Raw genomic sequence first — 14,167 nt, forward strand, 5'->3', positions numbered from 1 at the left:
CCCGGTCACCGTGCGGCCCCGGACGGCGTCGCGCCGACGACCGGCACCACGAGGGTCCGCCAGCCGCCGCGGTCGAGGATGCCCCGCACGGCCGGGTCCGGCGGCACGATCGTCGCCAGGATGCCGCGGCTCGACCCGCTGGTCGCGCTGACGAGTTCGGCGGCTTCCTCCGCGGTGCAGGTGCCCGTCACGACGGCGGTCATGCCGTGCACGTCGCGGCCACGGACCTCGGGCAGGACGTCGGTGACTTCGCGGGCGTCGGAGCGGAGCCGGACGTCGGCGAGCCCGACGAGCACGTCGGTGAGCCCGCCGACGTCGCCCGCGTGCCGGGTCGCGCCTTCGGGACCGTCGAACACGAGCACGACACGGGAGGTCCGGGCGGCGAGCGCCCGGGCGACACTGGCGGCCACCACGACGGCGTGTTCGAAGGCCTGGTCGCCGCCCAGGTCGGACAGCTCGGCGAGGTCCTCTCGACCGAGCCGCTGGTAGGACTCGCGCCGGACGTCGAGGGCGATCACGGCCTCGGGCGGCTGGGCCTGGGTGGTCTGGCGGACGTGCAGTTCACCGCGCCGTGCGCTCTGGGCCCAGTGCACGCGGCGGATCGGGTCACCCGGTCGGTAGGGGCGGAGTTCGCTGTCGTCGGCGGAACCACCCTGTCCGACCCGGCCCTCGTCGGCCGAGACCGCACCGGCGAGCGCCCCGGCGTCGATCGCCCCGAGGGGGGCCGAGGCCGGGACGACGACGACCTCCTCAGCAGGGACGACGGGTCGGTCGATGCGGAGCAGGCCGAACGGGTCCTCGACCCGGATCGTCACGGGGCCGACCAGCGAGCGGCCGCGGTGCATCGCGAGCGCCTCGACGTCGAGCGCTGCCGGCGGCAGGTTCGGCCCGACCTCGGCGTAGGTCTCCGCCTCGGCCAGGCTGGCGAAGGCGTCCTCGAGCTGTTCGCGCACGAGCAGCGTCGCCCGCGGGCCGATCCGCAGGCTGGTGCTGCCGAGGGTGATGCGTTCCCGGTAGACCTCGCCCACCTGGACGATCGCCCGTGCGGTGCTGCGGCTGCCGCGGAGCGGGGTGGCGACGACGAACGCCATCACGATGCCGAGCACGACCAGGACGAGCAGCAGCAGGCCGGCCGTGACGGCGACGCTCGTGGTGCCGACCAGACCGCCGCCGACCAGGCCGATGCCGACGGCGATGACCGTCCAGCCCCGGATCGTCGGGCGCGGGAACGGGGTGCGTCGGGCCAACGACAGCCCCCGGCGGCCGAACCGTGCCGCCGTGGACCGCGCGGCACCGACGCGTCGCAGCAGCGACGGCGGTGCCGATGGACCGGCCATCAGGAGCGGACGGGGGTGGCCGTGAACGGGATGGCGGTGTCGGAGACGATGCGGACGACGATCTCGCGCACGGTGTCCTCGCCGGTGCCGCCGAGCCCACGGGCGACCGGCACGAGCCGGTGCGCGAGCACGATCGGGGCGAGCGTCGCGACGTCGTCGGGGGTGACGAACGGGCGGCCGAGCAGGGCTGCGTGCGCACGGGCCGCCTGCGCCAGGTGCAGCGTCGCGCGGGGGCTCGCACCCAGCACGAGGTCGGGATGGGTGCGCGTCGACCGGACGATCGCGATGATGTACGCCTCGACGTCGGGGGCGATGTGCACCCCGGCGACGGTCTCGATGATCGCCCGCAGCGTGGTGACGTCGACGATCGGCCGCAGGCGCGACAGCGGGTCGCTGCCGCCGCGGTTCGCGAGCATCTGCCGTTCGGCGTCGACGCTCGGGTAGCCCATCGCGATGCGGGCCATGAAGCGGTCCCGCTGCGCCTCGGGCAGCGGGTACGTGCCCTCCATGTCGATCGGGTTCTGCGTCGCGACGATCATGAACGGCCGGTCGAGCGGACGCGTCACACCGTCGACGGTGACCTGCGACTCCGCCATCGCCTCGAGCAGGGCCGACTGGGTCTTCGGGCTGGTGCGGTTGATCTCGTCGCCGATGACCACGTTCGCGAACACCGGGCCGGGCGAGAACCGGAAGGTGCCGGACGACTGGTCGAAGATGTTCACGCCCGTGACGTCGGACGGCAGCATGTCCGAGGTGAACTGGATGCGGTTCACGGACCCGCCGACCGAGGCGCCGAGCGCCTTGGCGAGCACGGTCTTGCCGACGCCGGGGACGTCCTCGACGAGCAGGTGTCCCTCGGCGAGCATCACCGTCAGGGCCGTGCGGATGGCTTCCGCCTTGCCGTCGATCACCGTGGCGACCGAGGCCACGATGTCGTCGCCCACCGCCCGCACGTGTTCGAGCGGGAAGGCGGGGTGGGTCGGCTCCGGCACGCAGGGCTCCATCGTCGGGGACAGGTGTCGTGCATGCTACATCGGGCCGGTGACAGCACCCGGTACGGGTGCACGGACTGGTCGTTCCGCGCACCGGTGGCCGATCCGCGTGTGGTGGGGCCGGGAGGCACGGCCCCACCACACGCCGGTCCGTCACCCGGTGCCCGGAACGGTTCACGGGCCTCCAGGCAGTGTTCGGGTCGGCTGACGGACGGTCAGGACCGGGGCGCCAGCGCCGCGTCCGCGGCGCGCAGCACGCGTGCGGCGACCGCGACCCCTTCTTCGCGCCCGAGCTCGGTGTCCTCGTGCTCGATGTTCACCCACATGTCCGGGTCGATCGCACGCAGGGCCTCGAGGAACGTCGTCCAGTACGCCTCGTCGTGGCCCTTGCCGAGCGCGACGAAGTCCCACGCCGACGGCTTCGGCCACTCGTTCGCCCACTCGTCGCCGCCGAGGTTCGTGCGTGACTCGTCCGGCGACAACCGGCGGAACGAGTTGTCGAGCACCCCGTTGATCGCGGCGTGCGGGTTGATCCGGACGTCCTTCGCTGCGGCGTGGAACACGAGCGGACCGAGGTCGTGGGCGACCGCCACCGGGTCCATCTGCTGCCAGAACAGGTGCGAGGCGTCGAGCTCCACCCCGACGTTGGTCAGCCCGCCGCGCTCGACGAGCTCCCGGATCGACGCCGGGTTGAACACGAGGTTCTGCGGGTGCAGCTCGAGTGCGACCTTGACGCCGTGCTCCCGGGCCAGGGCGTCGATCTCCTGCCAGAACGGCACCGCGACGCTCCACTGGTGCTCGAGGACGTCGAGCGCAGCCGAGTTCCAGGCGTTCACGATCCAGTTCGGCCGCGTCCCGCCCGGCTCCCCCGCCGGCAGTCCGGACATCGTGACGACGCGGTCCTGCCCGAGGCGGGCCGCCAGGCGGATGCTGCGCCGGACGTCCTCGGCGTGCGCGGGACCGATCGCCGGGTCGGGGTGCAGCGGGTTGCCGTTGCAGTTGAGCCCGGCGATCTCGACGCCGGTCCCCGCGAACTGCGCGAGGAACGCGTCACGCGCCCCGTCGTCCTGCAGGATCGCGTCGATGTCAGGCACGTGCACCGGGGGCAGGAACCCGCCGGTGTTCAGCTCGATGCCGGTGAGGCCGTTGGCCGCGATGACGCGGAGTGCGTCGGCGAGGGGCCGGTCGTGCAGGATCGCGTTGTAGAGACCGAGCTTCATGCGCGGACACCACCCTCCGTGGTCGGGACGACGGCGTCGGCAACGTCGACGGACGTGCCCCCGGCTGCGGCGGACCGTGCCACCGCGTCGAGGACCTCCATGTTGTGCACGCCGTCGTCGAACGTGGCGTTCGCGGGCAGAGCGTCGGGCACGGCGCCGGACAGCCCCGCGATCTCGTCGAGGAACGCCCGCGCCTGGTACTCGAACATCTGGTTCTGCCCCCAGCCGACCCCCGGGGCGTCCATCGCCATGCCACCCGCGACGTAGGGGTGGTCGGGGCCGAGCACGACCTGGCGGTACCCACCCGTGCGCGAGCCGTCGGACTGCAGCGCGAGGCCGATCTCAGAGGCGCGCTCCTGGTCCCAGCGGGCGGCGCCGCGCTCGCAGAACACCTCGATGACGAGGCCGTTCGGGTGCCCGGCCGCGACGCGTGAGGCCTCGAGCGACCCGACGACCGTGCCGTCGCCGAACCGTGCGCTGAACGTGGCGTAGTCGTCGTTGCCGACGGCCGCGGTCTCTCCGGTGAGCGGGACGGCCTGCCCCCGCAGAGCGTGTCCGGCGGCCACGGGGCGCTCGGTGATCGACGTGGTGAACGTCCCACCGCTGACGCTCCGGACCGGGCCGGCCAGGAACTCGGCGACGTAGGACAGGTGCGAGCCGACGTCGGCGAGCGCGCCGGATCCCGGCGCCCCGGCGAAGCGCCACGAGAACGGGACGTCGGGCGAGGCGCCGTAGTCGGTCCAGTACCGGCCGGAGACGTGCAGGACCCGGCCGAGCGTGCCGTCCTCGACGAGCTCCTTGATGGCCGCGAGGCCGGGAGCCCGGCGGTAGGTGAACCCGATGCGACCGAGCACCCCGCGCTGCGCGGCCTCGGCAGCGGCGGACGCCATCGCGCGGGCATCGTCGAGCGAGTCGGACAGCGGCTTCTCGCACAGCACGTGCTTGCCGGCGGCGAGCAGGCCCTCGACGATCTCGCGGTGCAGGGTGTTCGCGACGACGACGCTCACCACGTCGATGTCGTCCGCTGCCGCGATGGCCCGCCAGTCGGTGTCGTGCCGCTCGTAGCCGAAGCGCCGTGCGGCCTCGGCCGCGAGGGGCTCGTAGACGTCGCCGACCGAGACGAGCCGGACCGGTGGCAGCGTCGAGGTGAAGAGGGAGGGTGCGTTCCGCCACGCAGCCATGTGGGCCTTGCCCGCCATGCCCGCGCCGATGACGGCGACGCCGATGCTGTCGCTCATGTTCTCTCCTTCGAGAAGGTCGCTGGATCCCGATTCTGGAACGTTCCAGAACGTGTCGGTAGACTGTAGCCGCACCAGCCCATGTCCTGTCAAGCACCGTGCCGGAAAGGCTCAGCGTGACCCCTCGCCCGCCGACGATCATCGACGTCGCCGCACGCGCAGGCGTCTCGAAGTCCCTGGTGTCGATGGTGCTGCGCGACGATCCCGGGGTCTCCCCCGCCCGCCGCTCCGCGGTGCTCGCCGCCGTCGCGGAGCTCGGCTACCGCCCGAACCGCGCCGCCGCCATCCTCGCCGGCACCCGGACCCGCACCATCGGGGTCATCGTCGACGACTTCCGCAACCCCTGGTACGTGCCGATGCTCGACGGCATCCGCGAGGCCCTCGCCCCGCACGGACTCCGCCTCACCCTGGCCGACACCCGGGCCAACGCCCACCTCGACTCCTCACCCTTCGACGACCTGGTCTCGCTCCGGGTCGACGGGGTGGTGCTCGCCGCCGAGGGCTTCCCCGACGTCGTCGTCCCCGCCGACACCCCGGTCGTGGTCGCCGGCGCGCGCGAGGACGTCCCGGGCGGACTCGACGTGGTCGCCTCCGACGAAGCCGCCGGCGGACGGTTGGCAGCGGATCACCTGATCGGCCTGGGTCACCGCCGCATCGCCCACGTCACCGGTTCGGGAGGCCCGGCTGCGCTCCGCCGCGACGCCACCGTCGCGCAGCTGGTCGCGTCCGGCATCGAGCCGCTGGTCTACGGCTCCGGCCCGACCTCGGAGACGACCGGCTACGAGGGCATGCGGCTCGCCCTCCGGGAGCACCCCGACCTGACCGCGGTGTTCGCCGCGAACGACGTCATGGCGATGGGTGCGATCGCCGCCGTCCAGGAAGCCGGACTCCGCGTGCCGCAGGACGTCTCGGTGATCGGCAACGACGAGACCCCGCTCGCCGCGTCACCCCTGCTGCGCCTGACGACGGTCGACCCGCACAACGACGAGGTCGGGCGCCTGGCGGCTGCGCGGTTGGTCGAGCGGATCGGCGCGGCTGCAGGGGCGCCGGCCGATCCCCTCCGGACGCTCGTGCCGCCGACGCTCGTCGTGCGCTCGACGACGGGGCCGCCGCGCGCCTGAGCGGTGACCGCCCCGGGGCCGACGCCGGCGGGACAGAGGTGCGCCGGGCCTCCAGGCCGGGTGCGAGGTGACCGGAGGTCAGACGCGCGCGCCCTCGAGCCGCGGAACCCGGTTCCAGCAGGCTCGGCCGCCATGCGAGGCGCCCGGGAACGACGAAAGCCCGGTCCGATCGGACCGGGCTTTCGTGCTGCAGTTCGTGCAGTGCGGAGACGGAGGGATTTGAACCCTCGGTCCCCTCAAAGGGGACTCCACCTTAGCAGGGTGGTGCACTCGGCCGGACTATGCGACGTCTCCAAGCGCTCTCGCGAGCGCTGCGACCACCATACAGGAGGACCGCGCCACTCTCGACCCGACGAACACCCGCGCGTGGCACGACCCGTCACACTCGGTCCCCCGAAGTGGGGACACGTGGGGGTTGTCGGGGCGTACCCCACTGCATACCATCATCGGGACGCGGCAATCACGTTCCGGGGCTCGTCCCCGTCGTCGCGACACAGCACCCGACGTCGTTCCCCGTGCGGGCCCGGCGCGCCCGATCGCGTGGCGCCCGGCGGGGAGCGACTTCCCCTGGGGGCGCGGCCCACCACCGCGCCCCCGTTTCTGCGTTCGGGGGCGGGTGCACTGCTGACGTTCGGGCGCGCGCACGGCAACGGCGGGCCCACGAAAGCGACACTGCGCCACCGAGCTCGGCCGTCACTGGCGCCAGGGCGACAGAGTGCCGCGGATGTTCGGCGGCAGTCTGTCGCTTTCGCGGAAGGGGGCAGGGGCGGGAGGCGGCAAGCAAGCGACCGTCCGCCCGCGCCTCAGTACCCGAACGCCTTGGAGCAGGTCTGCTGGTCGGCGGACTGGCCCTCGAGGCCGTCGATGGTCTCGGGCGTCGCCGAGGGGGTGCGCGGCGCAGCGGACGACGGCGCCGCCGGTGTCGCCGGCGTCGCGGGCTCCGGCGCAGCGGCCGACGACGACGGTGCAGCGGTCGGCTGCTGCGGATTCGGCTGCGTCGGGTTCGGCTGCGTCGGACTCGTCTCGGACCCGATGCCCGTGCTGTCCGCCCCGAGGGAGAACGACTGGTCGGCCTTGATCTTCGCGAACAGCCGGTCGGCCAGGTACGTCGTCGGCTCGACCTTGCCCTCGTAGACACCGGTGCCGCCCGTGGTGCCCGGGTACTGCACGAAGTTCACCTGCGCCAGCGGCAGGTCACGCAGCGCCAGGCCCATCTGCACCATCGTCCCGATGTCGTTCAGGCTCTGGGACAGCTGCATGTTCGACGCCGCCGCCCGGGCCAGCTTGTACAGGCGGGCCGGCGAACCGAGGGTGTCGTTCGACTTCACGGTGCGGAGCAGCGACGACAGGAACACCTGCTGGCTCGAGATCCGGCCGAGGTCCGACCCGTCGCCGACCCCGTGCCGGGTGCGCAGGAACGCCAGGGCCTCGTCACCCTGCAGGGTCGAGGTGCCGGCCGGCAGGTTCAGCCCGGTGTACGAGTCGGTGATCGGCTGGGCGACGCAGACCGGCACGCCGCCGATCGCGTTCGACATCTCGATGACGCCCTTGAAGGACACCGCCGCCGAGTACTGGATGTCGAGCCCGGTCAACCCGGCGACGGTCTGGGTGACGCAGTTCAGGCCGCCCTCGCCGAACGAGGTGTTGATCGGCTGCGCCGCCATCGCCGGGGCTGTGCCCGTGCCGTCGGTCTTCTTGCAGGCCGGGATCGGTGTGACGAGGTCGCGCGGGATGCTCACCGCGGTCGCGTTGGTGTGGTCGGCCGAGACGTGCAGCAGGATGTTGACGTCGTTGAGGGTCGCATCGCGCTCCCCGAAGGCTGCGCTCTGCTCGGGGTCGTTGTCGGTGCCGACCACGAGCATGTTGAACCCGCCCTTGAAGGCGCTGATCGGCTTCGCGCCGCCCTTCGCCTGCGGTGCGGGCTGGCCCTGGATCTCGACGCCGTCACCGAGGTCGTCCGTGACCTGCTTCGCCGCGATCGCCGTGACCGAGACCGAACTCACCAGGGCCACTGCGACGACGGCGGAGACCGTCTTGGCAGCGGTCGCGAAGGGGCTCGAGCGCCGCAGACGTCCGTGCCGTGCGATCCCGGACGCTCGGTTCAAGCGGTGGGATCGATCGCGGACGTCGTTCACGGGCACTCCTGTCGTCGGTGGACACGCCGGGGACGGCAACCGATCAAGGCTGCCACGACGTTGCCTGACGATCCAGTGCGAGGGACACCGGTGACACTCGCTGCTCAGTGCCGCGACCTGCGGATCCACGGCGGTCGGCGCGGACCTGAGCGAATCCGCAGCCGAGGTCGGTTCAGGCCGACACGACCACCCGGAAGCGGTCGGGCAGGGCGATCAGGGCGGACGACAGGTCGAGGAGCGCCGCGGCACAGTCGTCGAGGGCGTCTCGCTCAGCAGCGGCCACGGCCCGCTCGACGATCTCGACCCGTCGTCGCCGGTCGACCACGGCATCGATCCCGTTCGCCAGGGCGACGTCGTCGGTGAAGAACATGTCGAGCACGATGCGCTGCGACAGCAACCAGTCGCCGCTGACCGACGACCCGCGGCGCCGCAGGTACCAGGCGCCGAGCTCGACGAAGGCACCGGCTTCGGTCCAGCACTCCCGCAGCCACACCTTGTCGAACCGGTCGTGGTACCCGACGGAGTTCGACGGCGGATCGACGAGCAGGGCCTGGGCGATCCGCATCCGCTCGATCATCTGGTCGACCGACCACTGCGAGATCACGACACCGACGTACCGCTGCACGCTGGCCAGCTGCAGGGACTCGAGGGTCACGAGGGCTTCGCGCACCGGTGTGCGCGACACCCGCATGTCCGATGCCAGGGTGTCGAGCCGCAGCCGCTGCCCGCGGCGGTACTCCCCCCGCAGGACGTTGTCGAGCAGTCGCAGGAACACCGCGTCGCGCAGCAGGCTGCGGCGCAGGCCGTGGGGATCGAGGCCGCCGACGCCTGCTCGGATGGGGGTGTGCTCCATCAGCCCAGGCTCACGCACGGACGGCACCCCCGAGGCGAGGGCGGTCGCTGCCGTGGATCGTGGTCGCGGGTGTCGCGCTGTGGAGGAGTGCCATGCACGCACATTGACAGCGCTGCGACGGCGGCGCTAAACACTCTGAATACAGAATGTCAGACCGCCGCCGCCGGGCTCACCTCCGGTCGGACTTCGCGTCCCCGGTGAGCACCGAGAGCGGTTGGGTGACGTCCTCCAGCCCCTTCCGCGCGGCGTCGACCCCGAATATCAAGGCCACCACGCCGCCGCCGATCATCACCGCGGATCCGAGCAGGTACCCCCAGAACAGCGGCTCCCGCGACGAGCCGTCACCGATGAAGGCACCGTAGATCGCCGGCGCGACCGCACCGAAGATCTGCGCCAGGGCGAAGAAGTACGAGATCGCCTGCGACCGCAGCTCGAGCGGGAAGATCTCGCTGACGGTCAGGTAGGCGCTCGACGCCCCGGCCGAGGCGAAGAAGAACGAGACGCACCAGAACGCGACCTGCACCGTCGCCGAGATCGCGTCGGCCCGGAACAGGAACGCCGACGTGGCGAGCACGAGGCCGGAGACCAGGTACGTCAGGAAGATCATCTGCCGACGACCCCAGGTGTCGAAGAAGCGCCCCAGGATGATCGGGCCGAGCAGGTTGCCGATCGCGAACGGGAAGAAGTAGACCGCCGTCTCCGCCGTCTTCAGGCCGAAGAAGTTCGTGAGCACCAGGGCGTAGGTGAAGAAGATCGCGTTGTACAGGAACGCCTGCGTGATCATCATCGTCGCGCCGACGAGCGTCCGGGTCGGGTACTGCTTCAGGAGCACACGCGCGATGGCCAGGAACCCGACGCGGTCGGTCGGCGTGACCGTCATCGCCTTCGACTGGTCGACCTCCGGCAGGGGCTTGCCGGTCGCCTTCTCCACCGACTCCTCGATGCGGGAGACGGTGGCCTCGGCCTCTTCCTCGCGCCCGTGCGTCATCAGCCACCGCGGACTCTCCGGGATGTGCCGTCGCAGGAAGATGATCGCGATGCCGAGCACCGGGCCGAGGAAGAAGCCGATGCGCCAGCCGATGTTCTCGGCGAAGTAGGACGTGTCGAGCAGGTAGATGTTCGCGAACGCGCCGAGTGCGGCACCGCCCCAGTACGTGCCGTTGATGGCGATGTCGACGTGCCCGCGGTACTTCGCCGGGATGAGCTCGTCGATCGCCGAGTTGATCGCCGCGTACTCACCGCCGATCCCCAAACCCGCGACGAACCGGAAGGCCGCCAGGAACCAGAAGTCCTGCGCGAGGCCCGCGATGCCCGAACCGACCAGGTAGATCGCGAGCGTCAGGATGAACAGCTTGCGGCGCCCCAACCGGTCGGACATGCGCCCGAACACCAGGGCACCGACGACCTGGCCGACCAGGTAGATCGTGCCGAGGGACGTCACCTGCTGCGTGGACAGGTTCAGGTCCGCCTGGAAACCCGCGTTCGACACGATCTGGATCTCGAGACCGTCGAGGATCCAGGACACGCCGAGTCCGACGACGACGCTCCAGTGGAACCGGGTCCACGGCAAGCGGTCCATCCTGGCGGGCACCAGGCTCTTGATGGTTGCGTTCGCGCTGCTCACGAAATGGGACCGTACGCCGAGATCGCCGATGTGGTTCAGATGCGGAACGAGCAACCGGGGGCGGAGCCGGATCCCCCTACTTCGAATCCGGCTCCGTCGCCGGGATCTCAATGATCGCAAGTGCGATGGAAACCCACAAGCGGACGGGAGGCGCGGTGCGGGCTGCCACCGCGCCTCCAGTCCGCAACGGCGTAACGTCCAGAACGTGACCCGACCTGACATCCGCACGGTCGGCGAGCTCCGCACCTCTGGTCACGTCCAGAAGACGGTCCGCGCCGAGATCCGCGACAACCTGCTCACCGCCCTGCGCCAGGGCACCGATCCGTGGCCCGGCCTGCACGGCTTCGAGACCACCGTCATCCCCCAGCTCGAACGCGCCCTGATCGCCGGCCACGACGTCGTCCTGCTCGGCGAGCGCGGCCAGGGCAAGACCCGGCTGCTCCGCACCCTGCAGGGCCTGCTCGACGAGTGGACGCCGGTCATCACCGGCTCCGAGCTCGGCGAGCACCCGTACGAACCGATCACCACCGCGAGCATCCGGCGTGCCGACGACCTCGGCGACGCCCTGCCGATCAGCTGGCGGCACCGCGACGACCGCTACGTCGAGAAGCTCGCGACACCGGACACGAGCGTGGCCGACCTGATCGGCGACGTCGACCCGATGAAGGTCGCCGAGGGCCGCAGTCTGGGCGACCCGGAGACCATCCACTTCGGGCTCGTCCCCCGTGGGCACCGTGGCATCGTCGCGATCAACGAGCTGCCCGACCTGGCCGAACGCATCCAGGTCGCGATGCTCAACGTGATGGAGGAGCGCGACGTCCAGATCCGCGGCTACGTGCTGCGACTGCCGCTCGACGTGCTCGTCGTGGCGAGCGCGAACCCCGAGGACTACACGAACCGCGGCCGGATCATCACGCCGCTGAAGGACCGCTTCGGCGCCGAGATCCGCACGCACTACCCGATCGAGCTCGACGACGAGATCGCCGTCATCCGGCAGGAGGCCCAGCTGACGGCCGAGGTCCCGGACGCCCTGATCGAGATCCTCGCCCGGTTCACCCGCGCACTGCGTGGTTCGAGCGCCGTCGACCAGCGCAGCGGTGTGAGCGCCCGGTTCGCGATCGCCGGTGCCGAGACGGTGTCCGCGGCCGCGGTGCACCGCGCAGCACGCCAGGGCGAGGACGAGGCGGTCGCACGGCCGATCGACCTCGAGACCGCGGTGGACGTCCTCGGCGGCAAGATCGAGTTCGAGAACGGCGAAGAGGACCGTGCCGACGAGGTCCTCGAGCACCTGCTCCGCACCGCGACCGCCGAGACCGTGCGCTCCCGCTTCAAGGGTCTCGACTTCGCGGTGCTCGTGGACGCGCTCGACGGCGGCACGATGGTGACCACGGGCGAGCAGGTCAGCGCCCGGGCGTTCCTCGAAGGCCTGCCGTCGATCGGTGAGTCCGACCTGTACGACCAGGTGTGCGACCGGATGGGTGCCACGAACGACGGCGAACGCGCCGGCGCGATCGAGCTCGCCCTCGAGGGCCTGTTCCTGGCCCGGCGCATCAGCAAGGAGTCCGGCGGGGGCGAAGCCGTCTATGGCTAGGCAGAACCGGCGCCTGACGCGCGACACCCGGTACGGCCGGTACACCGACGGCCCCGACCCGCTCGCCGCCCCGGTCGACCTGGCCGAGGCGCTCGACGCCATCGGGCAGGACGTGATGGGCGGCACGTCGCCCGAGCGCGCGATGCGGGAGTTCCTGCGGCGCGGGGGCCGGACGCAGCGCGGTCTCGACGACCTGGCCCGACGGGTGGCCGAACGCCGCCGCGAGCTGACGAGCAAGAACAACCTCGACGGCACCCTGCAGCAGGTGCGCGAGCTCCTCGACCAGGCGCTGCTCGCCGAGCGCGGGGAGCTCGCCCGCAACGTCGACCTCGACGACGGCGACCGTGCCCTGGCCGAACTGCAGCTCGACAGCCTGTCGCCCTCCCCCGCTGCCGCCGTGCAGGAGCTCGGCGACTACGACTGGACGAGCCCGGCCGCGCGCCAGAAGTACGACGAGATCAAGGACCTGCTCGGCCGCGAGGTGCTCGATCAGCGCTTCGCCGGCATGAAGCAGGCGCTCGAGGGTGCCACCGACCAGGACCGGGCCGCGGTCAGCGCGATGATGCAGGACCTCAACGCCCTGCTCGAGGCGCACGCCCGCGGCGAGGACACCCAGCAGCAGTTCGACGACTTCATGGACCAGCACGGCGAGTACTTCCCGTCGGACCCGGCGAACGTCGACGAGCTGCTCGACGACCTGGCAGCCCGCGCGGCCGCGGCGCAGCGCATGCGCAACTCGATGACCCAGGAGCAGCGGGACGAACTCGATGCCCTCGCCCAGCAGGCCTTCGGTTCCCCCGACCTGATGGGGCAGCTGTCCCAGCTCGACAGCACCCTGCGCGCACTGCGTCCCGGCGAGGACTGGGGCGGATCCGAGCGCATGGAGGGCGAACAGGGGCTCGGGTTGGGCGACGGCACCGGGGTGTTCCAGGACATCGCGGACCTCGACGCCCTCGCCGACCAGCTCGCTCAGTCCGGGCCGGGCTCGGAGCTCGACGACCTGGACCTCGACGCGCTGTCCCGGCAGCTCGGCGACGAGGCTGCGGTCGACGCGAAGACCCTGCAGCGCCTCGAGCAGGCGCTCCGGAACTCCGGGGCGATGCGCCGCGGAGCCGACGGGCAGCTCCGGCTCACCCCGAAGGCGATGCGGCAGCTCGGCAAGAGCCTGCTCAAGGACGTCGCCCAGCGGATGTCCGGTCGCCAGGGCGCACGGGACCTCCGTCGCTCGGGCGCCGCGGGCGAGCCCTCGGGGGCGTCACGGCAGTGGGCGTTCGGCGACACCGAGCCGTGGGACATCCCCCGCACCATCACGAACACCGTCGTGCGGACGGCGGCCAGCGGGCGGCAGGGAGCCGGCGTGCGCCTGAGCATCGAGGACGTCGAGGTGCAGGAGACCGAGGCCCGCACCCAGGCCTGCGTCGCGCTGCTCGTCGACACGTCGTTCTCGATGGCGATGGAGGACCGCTGGGTGCCGATGAAGCGCACCGCCCTGGCGCTGCACACCCTGGTGTCGACCCGGTTCCGCGGCGACGACCTGCAGCTCATCGCCTTCGGTCGCGAGGCCGAGGTGATGGACGTCGAACAGCTCGTCGGGCTCGACGCGATGTGGGACAAGGGCACGAACCTGCACCACGCCCTGCTGCTCGCCAACCGGCACTTCCGGAAGCACCCCACGGCCCAGCCGGTGCTCCTCATCGTCACCGACGGCGAGCCCACGTCGCACCTCGAGCCGAACGGGCAGGTCTGGTTCGACTACCCGCCCGACCCGGTGACGATCGCGCTGACCGTGCGGGAGCTCGAGAACGCCGGACGCCTCGGTGCCCAGACGACGTTCTTCCGGCTCGGCGAGGACCCGGGGCTCGCCCGGTTCATCGACGCGATGGCGAAGCGGGTGGACGGCAGCGTCGTGGCGCCGGAGAACGACGACCTCGGGGTCGCCGTGGTCGGCTCGTACCTCGGCTCGCGTCGCGGGGTCGGCGGCGCGCTCTTCCGCGACGACCGGGGGCTCTGAAGCCCACACGGGACGGACTGGAGGCCCGTGGCGACACCGCCACGG

At 71.7% G+C, this 14,167-nt stretch carries 10 protein-coding genes and 1 tRNA gene; 3 read left to right on the forward strand and 8 right to left on the reverse strand.

The window, feature by feature from the left end:
* Positions 1–5: 5 nt before the first annotated feature.
* From DEJ19_RS14220 to DEJ19_RS14235, 4 genes are all read right to left on the reverse strand, one after another.
* Positions 6–1,337 (reverse strand): DUF58 domain-containing protein, encoded by a 1,332-nt coding sequence (locus tag DEJ19_RS14220; protein ID WP_111233841.1) that lies wholly within the window; start codon positions 1,335–1,337, stop codon positions 6–8.
* Positions 1,337–2,341, reverse strand: coding sequence for an AAA family ATPase (locus DEJ19_RS14225; protein ID WP_071406487.1), 1,005 nt, complete (start codon positions 2,339–2,341; stop codon positions 1,337–1,339). The genes DEJ19_RS14220 and DEJ19_RS14225 overlap by 1 nt, the downstream gene beginning before the upstream one ends.
* A gap of 203 nt (positions 2,342–2,544) precedes the next feature.
* Positions 2,545–3,549 (reverse strand): sugar phosphate isomerase/epimerase family protein, encoded by a 1,005-nt coding sequence (locus DEJ19_RS14230; RefSeq protein ID WP_111032895.1) that lies wholly within the window; start codon positions 3,547–3,549, stop codon positions 2,545–2,547.
* Positions 3,546–4,787 (reverse strand): Gfo/Idh/MocA family protein, encoded by a 1,242-nt coding sequence (locus tag DEJ19_RS14235; protein WP_111233840.1) that lies wholly within the window; start codon positions 4,785–4,787, stop codon positions 3,546–3,548. Before DEJ19_RS14235 ends, DEJ19_RS14230 begins: the two co-directional genes overlap by 4 nt.
* 116 nt (positions 4,788–4,903) lie before the next feature.
* On the opposite strand from DEJ19_RS14235, the gene DEJ19_RS14240 reads away from it, so the two are divergent.
* On the forward strand, positions 4,904–5,908 hold the full coding sequence (locus tag DEJ19_RS14240; protein WP_111233839.1) for a LacI family DNA-binding transcriptional regulator: 1,005 nt from the start codon (positions 4,904–4,906) through the stop codon (positions 5,906–5,908).
* A gap of 204 nt (positions 5,909–6,112) precedes the next feature.
* Here the strand turns inward: DEJ19_RS14240 and DEJ19_RS14245 are convergent.
* The 4 genes from DEJ19_RS14245 to DEJ19_RS14260 all read right to left on the reverse strand — a co-directional run bounded on the left by DEJ19_RS14245 (position 6,113) and on the right by DEJ19_RS14260 (position 10,520).
* Positions 6,113–6,202, reverse strand: a tRNA-Ser gene (locus tag DEJ19_RS14245).
* 509 nt (positions 6,203–6,711) lie between these two features.
* Positions 6,712–8,043 carry an LCP family protein gene (locus DEJ19_RS14250; RefSeq protein ID WP_111233838.1) on the reverse strand — a complete coding sequence of 444 codons (1,332 nt, stop codon included), beginning with the start codon at positions 8,041–8,043 and terminating at the stop codon, positions 6,712–6,714.
* Positions 8,044–8,215: 172 nt separating this feature from the next.
* Positions 8,216–8,896, reverse strand: coding sequence for a GntR family transcriptional regulator (locus tag DEJ19_RS14255; RefSeq protein ID WP_110865503.1), 681 nt, complete (start codon positions 8,894–8,896; stop codon positions 8,216–8,218).
* A 169-nt stretch (positions 8,897–9,065) separates the two neighbouring features.
* Positions 9,066–10,520: an MFS transporter gene (locus DEJ19_RS14260; RefSeq protein WP_371836744.1), complete on the reverse strand. Its 1,455-nt coding sequence runs from the start codon at positions 10,518–10,520 to the stop codon at positions 9,066–9,068.
* Positions 10,521–10,725: 205 nt separating this feature from the next.
* Here DEJ19_RS14260 and DEJ19_RS14265 point away from each other — a divergent pair, with 205 nt between their 5' ends.
* Both DEJ19_RS14265 and DEJ19_RS14270 read left to right on the forward strand, forming a co-directional pair.
* Entirely contained in the window at positions 10,726–12,111 is a 1,386-nt protein-coding gene (locus DEJ19_RS14265) for a MoxR family ATPase (RefSeq protein WP_027466108.1), read from the forward strand.
* Positions 12,104–14,122: a vWA domain-containing protein gene (locus tag DEJ19_RS14270; RefSeq protein ID WP_111233837.1), complete on the forward strand. Its 2,019-nt coding sequence runs from the start codon at positions 12,104–12,106 to the stop codon at positions 14,120–14,122. Before DEJ19_RS14265 ends, DEJ19_RS14270 begins: the two co-directional genes overlap by 8 nt.
* Positions 14,123–14,167 lie beyond the last annotated feature (45 nt).

It is taken from the genome of Curtobacterium sp. MCSS17_016 (assembly GCF_003234255.2).
GTDB classification, from domain to species: Bacteria; Actinomycetota; Actinomycetes; order Actinomycetales; family Microbacteriaceae; genus Curtobacterium; species Curtobacterium flaccumfaciens.

Excerpts from the sequence above, each read along its gene's own strand:
- DEJ19_RS14220 (WP_111233841.1), bottom strand. The coding sequence starts at position 1,337 with ATGGCCGGTCCATCGGCACCGCCGTCGCTGCTGCGACGCGTCGGTGCC.
- DEJ19_RS14225 (WP_071406487.1), bottom strand. The coding sequence starts at position 2,341 with ATGGAGCCCTGCGTGCCGGAGCCGACCCACCCCGCCTTCCCGCTCGAA.
- DEJ19_RS14230 (WP_111032895.1), bottom strand. The coding sequence starts at position 3,549 with ATGAAGCTCGGTCTCTACAACGCGATCCTGCACGACCGGCCCCTCGCC.
- DEJ19_RS14235 (WP_111233840.1), bottom strand. The coding sequence starts at position 4,787 with ATGAGCGACAGCATCGGCGTCGCCGTCATCGGCGCGGGCATGGCGGGC.
- DEJ19_RS14255 (WP_110865503.1), bottom strand. The coding sequence starts at position 8,896 with ATGGAGCACACCCCCATCCGAGCAGGCGTCGGCGGCCTCGATCCCCAC.
- DEJ19_RS14270 (WP_111233837.1), top strand. The coding sequence starts at position 12,104 with ATGGCTAGGCAGAACCGGCGCCTGACGCGCGACACCCGGTACGGCCGG.